We start from the raw sequence: 16,194 nt of genomic DNA, 5'->3' as shown, positions 1-16,194 counted from the left end.
GTGCTGACCCATCCGGACCCTTTCGGCTCACCCGCCCGATCTCGCCGCCCCGGAATCCGCCGAGACCCGCAGACCCGACTCGTCGACCGCCTCGAAGTCGGCACCCGTGAGCGTGCCGAGCCGCTGGAGCTGGTCGTTGCTCCAGCGGTCGTCCGGCGTCCCGCTGATGTACCAGGCCGATCCGTTGTCCGCGACGATCGCGCCGTACGTCTTCAACGCCTGCGCGACCGCGCGCGCCTGCGGCGGGAGCGCGGAGATGTCGACCGACGCCTTCAGCCGTAGCCGCAGTCCCATCGGCGGGAGAGCCGGGTCCGAGCTGTTCGAGGCCTGATGCCGTGCGGGCCATATGTAGGCGTTCCGTGAGCGGGGAACCGTGATCCGCAGTGCGTGGTCGATGGCGCCGGCCGAGGCCTCGTCGAAGCGGGCGAGGCCGGGCAGGATCGGCAGGCCCGCGGCGTCGGCGGAGGTCCAGCCGGCGGGGCGCAGGGTGTCGGAGCGGAGCGCGAAGACGGCTCCCGAGCCGGCCGTCCAGGCGCCGGCGTGCGGCTGGGCGTCGTAGAGCTCGTAGTCGGTGCAGGTGCGGGGATCGAGCGCGATGACGTGGCGGTCGCCGGACGCCTGCGGTCCGCCTTCCACCGCGGCGTTCGCCGGGATCGGGTAGGGGCCCTTGTCGCTCTCGTCGGTGCTGTCGAAGGTGACGCGGGTCGCCGGGGTGCCACCGGGCACCAGGGTGATCGGGATGCCGATCGGGCCGCCGTCCCAGAGTCCCGCGCCGAAATCGGCGTGGACGTGTTGCGTGCTGCCGATGCTCGCGATGTAGGCCGCCGAGTGGGCGTCGACCGGGAGGCGGTCAACACGGGCCCGCCAGACGCTGTCGGGCGGTGCGACGGAGCAGCCGCCGAGTCCGGTGGCGCCGGTGTCGGCGTGCGGGGCCGAGGTTGTGGCCGAGGCCGAGGCCGATGTTTTAGCAGGAGTCTTGGCGGTCGCCGGGGTGGACGGCGACGTCGCGGCCGTCTTCGCCGCGGTGCTCGTTGTCGCGTCCGCAGCCGTCCCGGAGACCTGCGTCGCTGAGGTCTGCGACGCCGACGAGGCGCCCGAGGTACCCGCCGGGGCCGACGCCGCGTCCTTCCCGGACGGCGGCGACGAGGAGCAGGCCGCCGCCAACAACAGCAACGCCGTTCCCGCAGCAGCGGTGCGGACCGTTCGCCGGATTCCGAGCCGTCCTTCAGACATGGCGCCGAGCGTAGGTCCCAGCGTCCGGCGGCGCCAAGGCTTCGGCTAAACTCCGGTCCCCCTCTGGAGCAGCCCGGCGAGTTCTGACCGCTGGCGGACTCCGAGCTTGTCGAATACCTGCTCCAGGTAGCGGTCCACAGTCTGCGGCGCGATCCCCAGCGCCTCGGAGATCTGGCCGTTCGTCGCGCCCTCCGCCGCCAGCCGCATGACGCGCCGCTCCTGACCCGCCAACCGGGCCCCGGACAGCTCCACCGGAAGCGCCAGCAAGTCCAGCTCGGTCTCGGCCTCCTCCAGCCACGCGTCGGCGCCCATCCCGGTGAACGCCGTCACCGCCGCCGTCAGCAGCCGGTCGGCCGCGTCGCGTTCGCCGTCCTCGCGCAGGAACCGGCCGTAGGCGAGCTGGGTCCGGGCCTGCTCGAAGGCGTCGACGGAGACCGCGTGCGCCGCCATCGCCCGATCGAACCAGGGCCTTGCTTCGCAGGGCGACAGCACCTGCGCCTGACACCGGTAGACGACCGCGAGCGCGGCCTGCAAGCCGCCGGCCTCCGCCCGCGGCAGCTCCTCGGCCACCTCGGCGCGGGCCCGGTCGTCGGCGCCGATCCGGGTCAGCGCCTCGATGTAGTCGCCGAACGTCGGCATGAACAAGCTGTGCTCGACCATGCCGCCGGCGAGCAGGCGCTCGCGGACCCCGGACAGGACCGACACAGCTTCCTGATACCGGCCCTGGGCCAGGTCCGCGGAGCCCACCGCGGTGTTCGCGATGTCCCGGTAGAAACTGGCGCCTGTGGCCTCGGTCAGCTGTTCGGTCGTGGTCGCCAGGTCCCGGGCGCGGGTGAAGTTGCCGCGGACCACGGCCAGCCGCGCGGCCAGGGCCACGGCGAGCGGGGCGACCTGGCGCTGCCCGAGTTCGCCGCCGAGCCGCCGGGACTCCTCGGCCGCCTCGTGCGCGGCGGTCAGCTCGCCCTTGCGAATGGACAGCAGGACCTGCGGGATCAGCAACAGGGGCAGGTGTTCCTCGGCGCCGGCCTGACGCAGCAGGCGCGCGGTCCGGGTGACGTACTCCCCGGCCTGCCCGATCAGGCCCAGCCAGATCAGCACCATTCCGGTGCAGCCGACGGTCTCGAAGCTCTGCCGCCACGGATCGGCCTCGCGGAAGGCCGGGAAATAGTCGGCGATCACGGCCGCCGACTCCGCGGCCCGGCCGGTGCTGACGAGTCCGAAGGCGCTGATGGTGCGCGCGGCCGCGGCGCCGGTGCCGACGCCCGAAGGGGTCAGGGCGACGCCCTTCGCGCTGAGCCGGACGGTGTCGTGCAGGCGGGTCGCGGTGATCGCGGTGGCTCCCGCCGCGCCGAGGTAGGACGCGGCCAGGTCGGACTCGTGCTCGGCCAGCGCGTCGGCGTCGGCCTCGAACAGCTCCAGCACCTCCTCGGCCCCGGCCCGGGCCAAGGTGATCTGGTGCAGGACCCGGTTGGCCGCGTTGGTCACGTCCGGCGACTGCGCGTACCGCAATGCCTCGCGCGCCAAGACCTGCGCGGTCTCCACGTCGCCGGACACCTGCGCGCACTCGGCGGCGCCCAGCGACATCGCGGCCCTGGTCCCGGGTTCGGCGCTGAGCTCTCGGGTGCGCAGGTAGGCGCGGCGGGCCGCGGCCAGGGCCCCGCGCGAGCGGGCGGCGTCGGCGGCCTCGGCCAGCAGCGTGGCGGCCTCCTCGTCGCCGGGCAGCGCCGCCGCGGCCGCGTGCCAGGCCCGCTGGTCGGCCAGGAACGTCCCGCCGACCCCGCCGCCGTTGTCGGCCAGCCAGTCGGCGAACGCCCGGTGTGCCCGGCGCCGCTCGGCGATCGGATAGTGCTGGTAGGCGACGGAGCGGAACACGGGATGCCGCATCTGCCAGCGGTCCTCCTCCTCCCACACCAGATGCTCCATGCGGGCGAGGTCCAGGTCGAACTCCGAGATCCCGAGGCGCTCCATGGCGCCGGCGGTCTCCGCCAGCCCGCCGGTGTAGCTGGTCGCCACCACCATCAGAGCCCTGGTACAGCGTTCCGGCAGCCGCTTGAGCCGGGTGGCGAAGGCGTGCTCCAGCCGCGACCCGGACGGCACCACCTGATCGTCGTCCGGGTCCAGCCGGCCGCTCAGCGCCGCGTCGGCCAGTTCCAGCAGGGCCAGCGGGTTCCCCTGGCCGGCGCGGTGGATGTGCTCGGCCATCCGCGGCCCGACGCGCCGCGCCGCCTCCGCCCCGATCAGCGCCTCGGCCGCGGTCCGCTCCAGCGGCGAGAGCTCCACCGAGGGCACGTCCAAACCGTCGAACACGCTCGGCTCGCCGTTGCGCAGCGTGATGAGCACGGCGGTCGCGGCGTCCCCGAGGCGCCGCGCCGCGAACGCCAGCGCGTAGGCGGAGGCCTCGTCGGCCCAGTGGCCGTCGTCGAGGGCGATGAGCACCGGCTGGTGCGCGGCGACGTTCTGGAGCAGGACGGTCAACGCCCGCCCGACGGCGAACGCGCTGCTGCCCTCGCCGCTGCTCGCCGCCGCCCCGGTCGCCGTCAGCAGCGCCTCGCGCAACAGCTCCGGCAGCTCGTCGATCTCGTCGCCCAACGGCCGGCACAGGTCGGCCAGCACGCTGTACCCGATCTCGGCCTCGGTCTCGAACCCGCGGGCCTGCAACACCAGCATGCGCTCCGCGGCCCGTTCGACGGTCCGCGCCAGCAGCACGCTTTTCCCGATGCCCGGATCTCCGCGCAACAACAGGATCTCGCCGCTCCCCGAGCACGCCCGATCCAACGCCTCCTCGACGCGCGCGGACTCCCGATCACGACCCAAAAGCACTGCCCGCGCCCTCCCAGCACCACCCTCGCAAATCCTGGCAAACCAGGGTGCTCCCTAGCCTGGCATCCGCACCGACAACTTGCCAGGCTTCATCCGAACTCTTACCCGTCATGGGGCAATCACCCAGTGGGCGAGTGTGCCAGTCCTCAAAAAGTCCTCTTTGCCGAAGCAGTGCGAGTCGGCCCCGGACCACCGGCTTCCCCGGCCCGGTCCGCGCGCGGTCAAATGGCTGGTCACAAGCCCGAGCGGTATAATAAGTGACCGTCGTCACATTGCTTGAGGCTCGACGAAGCAGCGGTGAAGGTCAGGCGGTGAACCTCATGGTTCAACCGGCAGGGCATGACAAACGTGGAAAAGCCAAATGGCTCGCGCTTGTTCCTTTCGTCGTCGCGCTGCTGGTGATCGTCGCGGGCTCGCTGATGTTCGTTGTGGCGTCGGCCGAACCCTCCAGTACCGGCGCCTCGGCCAGCACCAATTGGGACCGCTTCTACGCCGCGCACGTCGGGACGGCCTATCGCTTCCTTGGCGCGTCCCTGGTCCTGGGCGTCGCGTTGTCGGTGGCAAGCGGCCTGGTCAGCGGCCTGCTGGTCAAGCCCGACGCTCCTGAGTGGAACGCGGCGTCGCTCCGCTACACCAAGTGCCTCGGCGTCGCCATCATTCTCCTGTCCGCGTTCGGCCTGCCCGGCTATGCGATGCTCAAGAACTTCACTCCGCTGAATACCGTCAGCGCGTGGGCCTGGCTGATCGTCATGGCCCTGATTCTCGCGACCTTCGGACTTTTCGCCTGGTCGCAGGACTTTCAGAGTGCCGATTGGTACCGGGGCAGCGACTGGCAGGTGTTCCGTCGCTGTCTCACCGCGCTCGGCATCGTGGTCCTGGTCGTCGGCTCCGGCGCCAAGGTCCCCAGCCTGGAGCACCCGACGCCGCAGTTGGTCGTCTGCTACGCGGCCATGTGCGTGCTGGGCGTCATCGTCACCGCGGTGTCGTTCGGCCAGAACCTCAAGGCTCAAGTCGAAGTCCGGGCCGGCGACGGGAAGCGCGACGAGGCCGCCACCGAGTACCTGCTCGCGCGCCTGACCACCCTGGGCCTCGAACAACAGCGGGATGTCAGTCCGGGCCTGCCTTCGAAGGCGCTCGGGGCGCTGGTCAACAGCGACCTCAGCGCCACCCCGGCGGGCCAGCTGGTGGGGACGATCGCGCACGTCGTCTTCGCCGTGCGGCCGGGCCTCACGTGGCGTCTGGCGGTGGCGTTCGTCGACGACGGCCGGCTGGCGATGACCCTGTCCCGCAACGGCCGGCTCGCCGACGTCGACGTCTTCGGCCGCCAGGACGTCGAGCTGGCGCGGATCGACCGGGCCGATCCGGACGCCGTCGACCGGGCCCGCGCCCAGCTGCTCACCGGTGCGGGCGCGTTCATCCTCCACCACCTCAGCCTCGTCTATCCGAAGTCGAGGGCGGGACTGGGCGGCGCCACCAAGTGGCGGAGCACCACCCTGCAAGTGATCGCCAGCAGCAAGTCGCTGACCAGCGGCGGGGAGAAGCCGCTCCAGATGCTGAGGCTCGCGACCAACATGGATCCCCGGAATGCGAACGCCCGGTACGAATATCTCAGAGCCCTCATCAAGCAGCGGCCCGGGAGCCGGTACGCGGCAGACCTCGCCACCCGGCTGGACGAACTGCGCGACGAGATCATCCCGGAGGACCCGGCGGCCGAGGTGACCTTGCAGTACCAGCGGCTGGCGCCGCAGATCCTGTACCGCAGCGCCTTCACCTGGCTCGCGATCGCGACCCACCATGCGCACGAGCACGGCAGCGACCCGGCACCCGACCTGGCGCGGGCCATGGCCTCGATCGACACGTTCAACCAGCGTTACCCGGCAGGAGAGACCACGGAGGACGAAGCCGTGGAGCCGCTGAGGCGGTACATCGCCAACCTGAAGTTGTGCGTGGAGGCCTTCGACGGCGAACCGCCCAGGCGGCAGCCGGACACGGTCAACGTGGCGTCGCCGTCGTTGGCCTACAACTACGCGTGCTTTGAGGCGCAGGCGCTGAACAACCGTCCCGCCAAGACTCGCGAAGCGGCGCTCACCAGGCTGTTCCGCGACTTGGCCTTCGCCATGAGCACCGAGACCGTGAAGGACATGGCCCGGCGCGACCTGTGCTTCCGGGACCTGCGGGAGGATCCCCGCTTCGTCATCCTCACCAGCCCTCCGCCGCCCCAGGACTTCTTGGGGCTGCCGCCGTTCGCGTCGTTCGCCGCACCTTTGGCAAAGGCCTGTCTCACCACGCCGTCGCTGGTCGAGGCCGCGACTCGTCGACCGGAGCAGCGGGCCGACCTGGCGACGTTCCTGAAGGTGCCGACCGCGACCGTCGATCGTATGGCGGGCATCGCCGGCATCGGGGCGGTCCACCAGGATCTCGCCGATGCCAAGATGCTCTATCTGTTGCAGCACACGGGTATCGAGTCGTTCTCGAACCTGCGGATGGCCGTGGTCCAGAACCGCATCGACTTCCTGGTGCGGCTGAGGCAGCTGGCCGAGCCGGCCGGTCTCACCGATCTACCCGGGCTGGTCGCGCCCGCGCAGTGGCTGCGAGCCGTGATCGACCGTCCCATCGCCGTGGACGAGCCGTCGTCAACGGGACCGGAGCACTGGTTGCTGGCGTAGGGCGCCGGAAGCTTGGCTATAGCCAGCCGCGCTCCCGCGCCACCCGGGCGGCGGTATGCCGCGACGAGCCGCCGGTCTTCTGCATCGCAGAGGACAGATAGTTGCGTACCGTGCCGGACGCGAGATGCAGCCGCGCACTGATCTCGCGGACGCTGAGCCCTTCCGTGGTGAGCCGCAGCGCGTCGAGCTCCCGCTCGGTGAGCGGGCAGTCGTCCATCATCGCGGCGGCCGACACCTCGGCGTCGATCCAGCGCTTGCCGGCGGCGACATGGAGGATGACCCGCTCCAGCTCGCCGGGATCGACCGACTTCAGCAGGAAGCCGCGGACTCCGGCGGCCAGCGCCATCCGCAGCACTCCGGCGCGGCCGTGCCTGGTGAGCAGGACGACGGCCTGGCCCGGCCGCGCCGCGAGGATGCGCCGGGCGGCCTCGATGCCGTCGATGCCGGGCATCTCCAGGTCGAGCACGACGACGTCCGGGGCGCGGGTCGCGGCGAGCGCCACGGCTTCGAGGCCGTCGGCGGCCTGCGCCACGACCTCGATGCGGCCGGAGAGACTCAGGAGGCTGACGAGGGCGGTGCGCAGGAGGGTCTCGTCGTCGGCGAGAAGGACGCGGATCGGGGTGTCGCTCGCGACGTCGTTGGTGGGACTGTTCGTGAGCCTGTGCGTGGGGCTGTTCGTGGCGCTGTTGCTAGCGTTGGTCATGGCGCCGTCTCCGTGGAGGCGGTCAGGTCGAGCCCGGCCCGCGCCGCCGTCGTGAACGTCTCCCCGGCCCGCGACGTCGTCAGCGTTCCGCCCGCCGCCGCGAACCGCTCACCGAGCCGTGCCAGACCGCTCAGGGCCCGCGCGTCCTCCGTGGCTCCGTCGTTGACGATCCGTACCGAGTCCGCCCCGATGGTGATCACGACCTGCTCGGCCTGCGCGTGCCGCAGCAGGTTCGTCGTCGCTTCGCGAACGACGAGACCGAACAGCTCATCGAGCCGGTGGCCGACCGGAACCGTCCCCGCGACGTCGAGCTCGATCCCGGCCGCCCGGATGAGCGACTCTGAGTTCGCCAACTCCCCAGCGAACGTGAGACGTCGCTGCCCATAGGCCAGCCGTCGCGTCTCGGCGATCGCGTCCGCAATGAGCTGCTCGGCTTCCCGCACCTGCGCCCGAGCCAGCCCGGGGTCGTCGGCCAGCAGCTGGTCGGCCAACCGCAGTTTCAGACGGCTGACATGCAGGGCCTGCCCCTGAATGTCGTGCAGGTCGGCGGCGATGCGATAACGCTCGCGGACGACCGCGAGCTCGGCCGTCGTCCGGCGGGCCTGGTCGATCTCCAAGTAGAGGCCGAACCCGAACCGGTTGACCCGGAACATGGCCACCGAGCCCGCGATCATCGCCACCACGAGGGCAATGTAGCCGCCGTCCGCACGGATCAGCACCGCGGGAAGTACCGCGAGAGCGACCCCGAGCAAGGTCCAGGACCACTGTGCGAACGCCGGCGAGCTCACCACGAGCCCGACCGACAGCGCGAAGGCGACTCCGCCGATCGGGCTGGCGTGGTTGCCGACGACGACGCAGTACATGGCGTAGGAGACGGCCAACGTCGCCACGGCAAGAACCCTCGGCGCGCCGTGCTCCCAGTACAGGCACTGCCAGCAGACCATGGCGCCGACTCCGAGCATCGCCGCCAGACTCCACAGCGAACGACTCTGCCCCGCGACGAGAAACACGTAGCCCGCGACGATGCCGACCAGAGCCCAGGTCGTGTAGCGACGCATTCGGGCAAGCGCCGGCACGTCGGCGTCAGCCTCGGCATCCGGACCGCCCGGACCGCCCGGACCGCCCGGACTGCCTCCCGCTCCCACGATCTCCGGCGTCACCAGGCCACTCTATGGTGACGGGACTGATCGCGAACCCCCTGGAATGTCACTGTCCGGCCTGACAAATGTCAGGTCAGGCGGTGTGTCCACGACACTACGCGGCGCTCGCCGCGACACCGATCGTGGACGTCATGAAGCCATCCACCCAGGACACCGTCATCGAGGCCCGTGGCGTGAGCTTCGCGTACCAGGCGAGGTCCGGCTCCGCGAAGACTCCGCATGTCGCGGTCCGAGACGTCGACCTGACCGTGCGCCGAGGCGAGCTCTACGCGTTGCTGGGCACCAACGGCGCGGGCAAGACCACCATGCTCGAAGTGCTTGAAGGCCACCGACCCGCGATGGCAGGCCGAATCAGCGTCCTGGGTGGCGATCCATCCGACCGGCGTCACGTCCGGCCCCGTATGGGGATCATGCTCCAGGATTCCGGGCTCGCCGCCGACCTCACCGTACGAGAGACGGTGGCCCTGGCCGGGGCGATCTCGGGCCGGCGGGACGACGTCGACAAGGTTCTGGAGCACGTCGGTATCAGTCATCGAAGTCGGACACGTGCCGCGCAGCTGTCCGGCGGCGAGAAGCGCCGCGTCGACTTCGCCATGGCGATCTGGGGCCGCCCGGAGCTGGTGTTCCTCGACGAGCCGACGACCGGCCTGGACCCCGCGTCGCGGGAAGCCCTGTGGTCGGTGGTCGACGAGCTCAAGAGCGACGGCACCGCCTTTCTCCTGACGACGCACTACCTGGAGGAGGCCGAGAAGCACGCCGACCGGGTCGGCCTGATGCACGCGGGCTCGATCCGGCGCCAGGGCACGCTCGGCGAGCTCACCGAAGGGGGTGTCAGCACGATCCGCTTCGTGCCGCCGGAGGCGGTCCAGGGCCTCCCGCTGCCCTTGGCAGGGACGGAGAACGGACTCGCGGTCATCGAGACGCGGGACGTCCAGCGGGACGTGGCCGCTCTGTTGGCGTGGGCTGCCGGCCACGGTCATGTGCTGCGGCGGTTCAGCGTCCGGGAGTCAGGGCTCGACGACATATTCCGGACACTCGGACGCAGGCCCGAGGGCCAAGAAGGGAAGAACAAGTGAACGCCATCGCCGTAGCCGAAGCGAAGATGCTCCTGAGGAACCGGCTGGTCACCAGCTGCGCAATCCTCTTCCCGCTCGCCTTCGGAGTGTTCCTCTTCGCGAGCAGGGACCCGCACAAGCCGAGCGGGGATATCGCCGGCGTGCAGGCGGTTCTGATGATCGCCATGGGCACCTACGTAACCGCGACGACCACCCTCGCCGCTCGGCGCCAGACCCTCTTCCTGAAGCGGATGCGCGGCGGAACCGCCTCCGACCTAGAGATCATCGCCGGCATCCTGCTGCCGGTGGTTCTAGTGAGCATGGCGCAGATCGGTGTGGTGTTCGGCGTGCTCGGCTCCTCGGACCCGCCTGCGAACCCGCTGCTCCTGATCGTGGCGATCCTGCTCTCCGAGGCCATGTTCGCGAGCCTGGCCCTCACCACCGCCGGCTTCTCGAACTCGCCGGAGCACGCGCAGTACACGACAGCGCCGATCTTCCTGGTGTCGACGGGCGCCGCTGTGTGGTTCCAGGCAAAGAGCCTCGGCGGGCCGAATGCCGTCCGGCGAGCGCTGCCCGGCGGCGCGATGGCGGAGCTGGTCTCGACAGCGTGGAACGGGAACGGCGGAAGCCTTGTCTCCGTACTGTCACTGCTGGCGCCGAGTCTGGCATGGACTCTCGCAGGCGTGCTTACCGCGCGCGCCTGCTTTCGCTGGGAACCTCGCCGCTAACTGCGTGAAAAGAACATAACCTGGGGATAACCTACATGTCGGACCTGACGTCTTCGAGACCGTCAGCTTCCTCATTCAATAGCTTTCGGTCGTAATCCGTCAGGAACATTTGCAGAGCTCCGCAATCCCGACAACCACGGCCGAGCACGAACCGGTACGTCGGACGCGGGCTGAAGAACTTGGGGCGATAGAACCGCAAGATGGGAACATCGCCCCAGTCTTTGCCGGTCCGTACCTCACCCAGCGGACTCAACCGCTCGGAGCCACACACCGCACATCGCATGGCGACACCTTACGACTGCTCGGTGACTTCGGAAGAGACCAGCGAATGCCCTGCCCTGGACACGATCTCTTGGAGTGCGAGCACGTGCCCTTCGAAGGCCGCACGCCCTTCCGCGGTGAGCCGGGCCGACGTCCGTGGCCGCTTGCCGACGAAGCTCTTGCGGATCTCGACGTAGCCGGCGTCGGCAAGCGTGGTGAGCTGCTTCGACAGCGCCGAGTCGGACAACGTGAGGCTGTCGCGCAGCACTGCGAAGTCCGCCCACGAGGTCGCGGCGAGGAAGGCGACCAGTGACAGCCGGGTCGGCGCGTGAATCAGCTCGTCGAACATAGGCGTCATCATCCCCGGCCGGCAGACCGGCGGACCAGGACCGCTTGCTCAAGCCGGACGAGCAGCTGCCCGCCGACGGCGAAGGCCACCGCCGCGACGGCGGCCGCGATCGTCACCGGATGCGGCACCTTGGCCGCCATCAGACCGAACGCGGTCGCCACCGCCACCCCGCCCAGACCCGCCACGAAGGCCACCAGGCCGACGAGCGTCCGCCATGCCATCCCGGGCCCGGCCAGGCTGCGGTGCGGCGCGGCAGCCCGAGCGGCGCGGGAGACGGGCAGGTCGACGGCGAGCGAGCAGACCACGAACAGGCCGACGCCGGACCACATGAGCACGGGCCGCCCCGACTCGAAAGCCGCTGTCTGCACGACGATCAAGGCGGCGTGGGTCCACCAGTTCCACGCCGGGATGACCTTCCGCCGGAGCACCTGCTCGCGCCGCCGGTCGATCTCGGTCAAGGCGCGCGCGGCGTCCGCCGGGTCGATCGGACCCACGGGACCTGTCGAATCGTTCGGACCGTCTGGACCGTTCAAGCTGTTCAAACCGTTCGGATCGCTCGGATCGTTCAAGCCGTTGGGATCGTTCATGTTTCCCCCTTGGAACTACTTTCCTAACAGGAAAGTACATCAGGGGTCGTGGAGCCGCAAGGACCTCAGAACTCACCCGCGAGCCCTGCCCGGATCACCTCGGCAGCCTGCCTCCGCCGCATCACGACGAAGTCGTGCCGGCCGTCGATGATCCGGATCCGGAACGGCCCGATGCTCAGCTCGCGCCACAACGCCAGATCGATCGGCAGCACGTCGTCGTCGGCCCCGACCAGGACGGTCAGCCGGCAGGACAGCGGTGGTCCGTCGACGTACTTGTAGCTCTCACAGAGTTGGAAGTCCGCTTGGAGCGCCGGCGGCAGCAAGAGGCCGTTGAGGGACTCCATGGCCCGCTCGACGTCCGACTCCGGCAGGCTGCTGACATACCTGCCCCGGCACGGTGCGTGCGGTGCGCCGTGCGCGGAGACGAACAGATGCTGTGGAGGTGGGGCCCCCAGAGCGACCAAACGGCGCGCCGTCTCGAAGGCGATCAGAGCGCCCAGACTGTGACCGAACAACGCGTACGGCCCGTCCAGGGCGTCGGCCATCACCGGCACCAGCTCGTCGAGCAGAGCGTCCATATCGCTGTGGACCGGCTCCTGGACACGGTCCTCGCGGCCCGGCAGCTGCACGACGGTCACCTGGGCCCCCGGCCCCAGTAGTTCCGACCAACCGCGGAACGCCGATGCCCCGCCGCCGGCCGGCGGGAGGCAGAACAACCGGACCCCGTCGGCCCGTCGGCCCTGGCTCCGGAGCCAGCGGGTCTTCGCAGTTTCGAGGACGGTGGTCATGGTCACCGGATCCGTCCGATGGCAGGGCTGATAAAAGCAAGGGCGGAGCACATCATTACATCCAGTGGCTGATTACCGGGGGGTATGGCCGACGCCTGCGGCGGTCGCGCATTCAGTGAAGAACGGATCGGTCCGTTGCGCATCGGTACAAATACTGGTGCCGACTCCGGCTCCACCCTACGTAATTATGCGAATCACCCTGATATGGCTACACGTCCGCTCTGAGCGAAATGGGTTCCGAGCTGGCACAACCGACCGCGACGCAAGTCATTTGGCTAAGGCTGCTGATATATGGTGATCGGTGAATCGGTGGACTGCATTCCCTGTAGATCACTCCAGGAGGCTCCCATGCCGACAACCCAGGACCACGACGTTCCGGCCGACCGCACCCGGCACCTGGTCGGCAGGGCCGCGGAGGTCAGGGCCTGGGACCGGGCCCTGGCGCGGCTGCGCTCGGGACGTGGCCGGACGATCGCGCTGGCCGGGGAGCCGGGCATCGGCAAAAGCGCGCTGATCATCCACCTCGCCGCCCGGGCCCGCGCGAGCGGCGTCCCGGTACTGAACCCGGTCTTTGACGACGGCCCGAACCCGGCGACGGGTTTTGAACGCCAGTGGACGCCCGCCGCATCGGGCAATGCCCTGGTCGTCGTCGCCGACGAGCTGCACCGGATCGATCCCGCGCAGCTCCCGGCCGTCGAGCGTCTCATCCGGTCGGCGGCCGACGCGCCGATGCTGTTGCTCCTCGCCTACCGCCGCCGCCAACTCGCCCCCGCGGTCGCCGCGGCCGTCTCCCGTGCGGTGGCCGCGGATCTGGCCGACGTGTGGGAACTGGGGCCGCTGTCCCGCGACGAGGCCCGCGAACTCGTCGGCGACCGGCCGGACCTGGACGCCGTCCACGAGACGGCCGACGGCAACCCGCAGTACCTCAGAATCCTGAGCGTCGACGGCGACCCGCACACGGACGCCGCGCGCGCCGTCGTCGGCGAACTCGCCGATCTGGATCCGAACGCCATGGCGACGGTGCAGGCCTTGGCGGTGCTTGGCGAACCAGCCCATCCCCAGCTGATCGCGACGGTCGCCGGGCTGTCGACCGCCGAGGCCCTGGACGCCCTGGATTCGTTGACGCGGCTGGACATCGTGCGGCCCACCGGCACGATCGCGCAGTTCGCCGTGCGCCATCCGACGGTCGGCGAAGTGATCTACCGGCACACCGACGCCGGGGTGCGCATAGCCACACACCTGCGTGCCGAGCGCGCGTTGTCGGACCAGGCCGCCCCGATCGCCAGGCGCGCCCACCACCTCATGCGCGCCGCCGACCCCAGCCGGCCCGAGCACACCGCGACGCTGATGGCCGCGGCGCGCCTCACGATTCACACCGCTCCGGCCGACGCGGCGCGCTACCTCCAGGCGGCGTTGCAGCATCTCCAGGCGGACTCGCCCACGCGGCGCGAGGCGCAGGTCCTGCTCGCCCGCGCGTGTCTGCTGACCGGGCAGGCGTCCGAAGGCCGTACCCTCGTCCACACGCTGCCGGCCATGGTGGACCATCCGACCGGCGACCTGACCGCCGTCGCCGTCGCCGGGCGCCTCGAACGCCAACTCGGACGGCTCTCCGAGTCCGCGGCCATTGTGCGATCGGGTCTCGCGGCCCTGCCCGACGATGACACGGAAGCCGTCGCGCTGCACAGCATGCAAGCCGACAATGCTCTGGACCAGGGTGACTATGCGCGGGCGCAGCAGCATGCTGACACCGCGGTCGCCTTGGCCCGTCGCAGCCTCGACCCGGTCGGGGAGTCGCTGGCCCAGGCCCAGGCGGCGCTCGCGCACTTGGCGTCCAACGATCTGGTGGCCGCGGAGACAGCCCTTGCCCAGGCGGCCGAACTCGTGGACGCCGCCTCGGACGCCGCGCTGCTGACGAACCTTGAAGCCGTCTATCAACTCGGCCTGAGCGAATCCACGTTGTTCCGGCTGGCCGACGCCGAACGCCATCTCGTCCGTGGCGCCTCACTCGCGCGGCGCAGCGGGCAGACGTATGTCCTGCCGATGATCCTGAAATCCTTGGCGGACACCCAATCCCGGGCCGGCACCGTCAAACGGGCCCTGGCCACCCTCGACGAGGCCGACCCCTACTTCGAGAGCGCCGCCAATCCGGCGACCAGGGCCATTCTGGCCATTGTCCGCGCCGCCGCGCTGGTGTGGACGAGCGAGCCGGACGCGGCACGGCAGGCACTGGCCTGGGCCGACCGGGCGGTGGCCTGGACCGAGGGCCACACCACGGTGTGGTCGATCGTGGTCCGGTGCCGCCGGGCGGAGATCGTCCTGCTCACCGGGGATCCGGTCCGCGCTGGAAGGCTGCTCCTTGAAGCCGCTGGCGGCCCCGATCTGCCCAACCTGGTTCCCGCGCGCAGAAGCCGTTCCTGCGACACGCTGGCGGAGGTGGCGATGCACGACAACGACCCCGCCGCCGCCGAGCACTGGGCCGACGTCGCCGAAGCTGCCCTGGAGCAGCTCCCGTCGGCGAGCAGCCGTGCTCTTGCCGCTCGCGCGCGTATGCGGGCCCAGGCGCTGCGTGGCGACCTCCACGCCGCGCTTGAGAGCGCTCAGCAGGCCATCGAGAACTTCACCACGAGCGGCGAGCGCATCGAGCTCTGCCGGACGCTGGCCGTGGCGGCGACGTTGTCCTCGGCTTTGGGCAACCACAGGCAGGCGCGAGACTGGCGTGAGCGGGTCTCGGCTATCGCAGAGCATTGTGAGGCGGTACTTCCGTTGACGGAGGCGGCGGTCTGGCAGCCCGTCGGCTTCGCTGAGAAGACGATCGAGCTGACGCCGTCCAGCGTCCTCACGGCTCTCACCACTCGCGAGCGGGAGATCGCATCGCTGGCCAGCACCGGCGTCACCAGCATCCAGATCGCCGAGAAGCTTTTCCTGAGCCGGCGAACCGTCGATGCCCACCTCGGACAGATCTATCGGAAGCTGGGCGTCTCCAGCCGGGCAGCACTGATCCGTACTGTGCTGGACGCCGAGGCGCGAGGCTGAACGCAGTAATGGATCAGAGCCCGACCACGACAGCTTCGACCTTGTCGCGTTTCGCAAAGAGCTGCCACACCGTCTCGGCGATCCCGGCGGGATCCAACGTCGGGACCTGGTCACCGCGATGCGCGCGAACCGCCGCGTGGATGTCACCGCCTTCGATCAGGCCGCCGATGGTTACGATGCCCGCGTACACGCCGCTGTCGACCAACGCCTCGTTGAGAGTGGTCACGTAGGTGCGCAGCGCCGCCGACGACAGGGCCAGCGCACCCATCATCGGCATCGGACGGACAGCGCTGAGGCCGCCGGCGAACAACAGTCCGCCGCTGCCGCGCTCCAGCATGGCCGGCAGCACCCCCGCCACCACGTCGAGCGCCGGGTACACCGACTCCATCGCGGTCCGCGCGCTGTCCGCGTCCGCGTGCTCGATCGACGTCGGCATCTTCGCGGGATCGAAGATCGCCGGTCCGTAGTAGAGCACGTCTATGGCCCCGAAGCGCTCTCGGATCCGGTCCAGGACGGCGGCGACCGAGCCGCGATCGGTCACGTCCGCGACGTATGCCTCCGCCACGATGCCGACGGACGCGAGCGACGCGAGGTAGTCCGGATGCCGCCGGTCCGAGCGCGAGACGAGCGCGACGGCATAGCCCTCGTCGCCGAAGCGGCGCGCGACCGACAGTCCGAGCCCCGGTCCGGCCCCGATCACCACGGCGGTGCCGCGCGTGGACCCGGGAAGCGGTTCAGCCAGTGTTTCCGCCATGCGAGCACTCCATTCTGGACACCGATCCAGCTAACTTGAGGTGACCCTCAATTTAGC

Annotated in this window: 12 protein-coding genes; 4 read left to right on the top strand and 8 right to left on the bottom strand. The window is 70.2% G+C overall.

Annotated features, from left to right (window positions below):
* Nucleotides 1-27: 27 nt before the first annotated feature.
* Both ABD481_RS10525 and ABD481_RS10520 read right to left on the bottom strand, forming a co-directional pair.
* Nucleotides 28-1,233 carry a hypothetical protein gene (locus ABD481_RS10525; protein ID WP_344665380.1) on the bottom strand — a complete coding sequence of 402 codons (1,206 nt, stop codon included), beginning with the start codon at nucleotides 1,231-1,233 and terminating at the stop codon, nucleotides 28-30.
* A 45-nt stretch (nucleotides 1,234-1,278) separates the two neighbouring features.
* Nucleotides 1,279-4,053 carry an AAA family ATPase gene (locus tag ABD481_RS10520; protein ID WP_344665379.1) on the bottom strand — a complete coding sequence of 925 codons (2,775 nt, stop codon included), beginning with the start codon at nucleotides 4,051-4,053 and terminating at the stop codon, nucleotides 1,279-1,281.
* Nucleotides 4,054-4,373: 320 nt separating this feature from the next.
* Between ABD481_RS10520 and ABD481_RS10515 the strand changes: the two genes are divergently transcribed.
* Nucleotides 4,374-6,719, top strand: coding sequence for a hypothetical protein (locus tag ABD481_RS10515; RefSeq protein ID WP_344665378.1), 2,346 nt, complete (start codon nucleotides 4,374-4,376; stop codon nucleotides 6,717-6,719).
* A gap of 16 nt (nucleotides 6,720-6,735) precedes the next feature.
* Here the strand turns inward: ABD481_RS10515 and ABD481_RS10510 are convergent, their stop codons facing one another.
* Both ABD481_RS10510 and ABD481_RS10505 read right to left on the bottom strand, forming a co-directional pair.
* On the bottom strand, nucleotides 6,736-7,422 hold the full coding sequence (locus tag ABD481_RS10510) for a response regulator transcription factor (RefSeq protein WP_344665377.1): 687 nt from the start codon (nucleotides 7,420-7,422) through the stop codon (nucleotides 6,736-6,738).
* Nucleotides 7,419-8,582, bottom strand: a complete 1,164-nt coding sequence (locus ABD481_RS10505; protein ID WP_344665376.1) for a sensor histidine kinase — start codon at nucleotides 8,580-8,582, stop codon at nucleotides 7,419-7,421. The genes ABD481_RS10510 and ABD481_RS10505 overlap by 4 nt, the downstream gene beginning before the upstream one ends.
* A 131-nt stretch (nucleotides 8,583-8,713) precedes the next feature.
* Between ABD481_RS10505 and ABD481_RS10500 the strand changes: the two genes are divergently transcribed.
* Both ABD481_RS10500 and ABD481_RS10495 read left to right on the top strand, forming a co-directional pair.
* Complete coding sequence (locus ABD481_RS10500) at nucleotides 8,714-9,658, top strand: ABC transporter ATP-binding protein (RefSeq protein ID WP_344665375.1); 945 nt, start codon at nucleotides 8,714-8,716, stop codon at nucleotides 9,656-9,658.
* The gene (locus ABD481_RS10495) at nucleotides 9,655-10,365 is read left to right on the top strand and encodes an ABC transporter permease (RefSeq protein WP_344665374.1); all 711 of its coding nucleotides are present in this window, start codon (nucleotides 9,655-9,657) and stop codon (nucleotides 10,363-10,365) included. The genes ABD481_RS10500 and ABD481_RS10495 overlap by 4 nt, the downstream gene beginning before the upstream one ends.
* 292 nt (nucleotides 10,366-10,657) lie before the next feature.
* On the opposite strand, the gene ABD481_RS10490 is transcribed toward ABD481_RS10495, so the two are convergent.
* The 3 genes from ABD481_RS10490 to ABD481_RS10480 all read right to left on the bottom strand — a co-directional run bounded on the left by ABD481_RS10490 (nucleotide 10,658) and on the right by ABD481_RS10480 (nucleotide 12,350).
* The gene (locus tag ABD481_RS10490) at nucleotides 10,658-10,987 is read right to left on the bottom strand and encodes a winged helix-turn-helix domain-containing protein (RefSeq protein ID WP_344665373.1); all 330 of its coding nucleotides are present in this window, start codon (nucleotides 10,985-10,987) and stop codon (nucleotides 10,658-10,660) included.
* Complete coding sequence (locus ABD481_RS10485; protein ID WP_344665372.1) at nucleotides 10,984-11,469, bottom strand: hypothetical protein; 486 nt, start codon at nucleotides 11,467-11,469, stop codon at nucleotides 10,984-10,986. Before ABD481_RS10485 ends, ABD481_RS10490 begins: the two co-directional genes overlap by 4 nt.
* Nucleotides 11,470-11,627: 158 nt before the next feature.
* A complete protein-coding gene (locus tag ABD481_RS10480) occupies nucleotides 11,628-12,350 on the bottom strand; it encodes a thioesterase II family protein (protein WP_344665371.1) in 723 nt (240 codons plus the stop codon).
* Between the two features lie 348 nt (nucleotides 12,351-12,698).
* Between ABD481_RS10480 and ABD481_RS10475 the strand changes: the two genes are divergently transcribed.
* Entirely contained in the window at nucleotides 12,699-15,383 is a 2,685-nt protein-coding gene (locus ABD481_RS10475; RefSeq protein ID WP_344665370.1) for a LuxR C-terminal-related transcriptional regulator, read from the top strand.
* Nucleotides 15,384-15,396: 13 nt separating this feature from the next.
* On the opposite strand, the gene ABD481_RS10470 is transcribed toward ABD481_RS10475, so the two are convergent.
* Nucleotides 15,397-16,137, bottom strand: coding sequence for an SDR family NAD(P)-dependent oxidoreductase (locus ABD481_RS10470; protein ID WP_344665369.1), 741 nt, complete (start codon nucleotides 16,135-16,137; stop codon nucleotides 15,397-15,399).
* Nucleotides 16,138-16,194: the final 57 nt, after the last annotated feature.

This window comes from Catenulispora yoronensis, from assembly GCF_039531695.1.
Lineage (GTDB): Bacteria > Actinomycetota > Actinomycetes > Streptomycetales > Catenulisporaceae > Catenulispora > Catenulispora yoronensis.
This window is presented reverse-complemented; position numbering and strand designations above follow the sequence as displayed.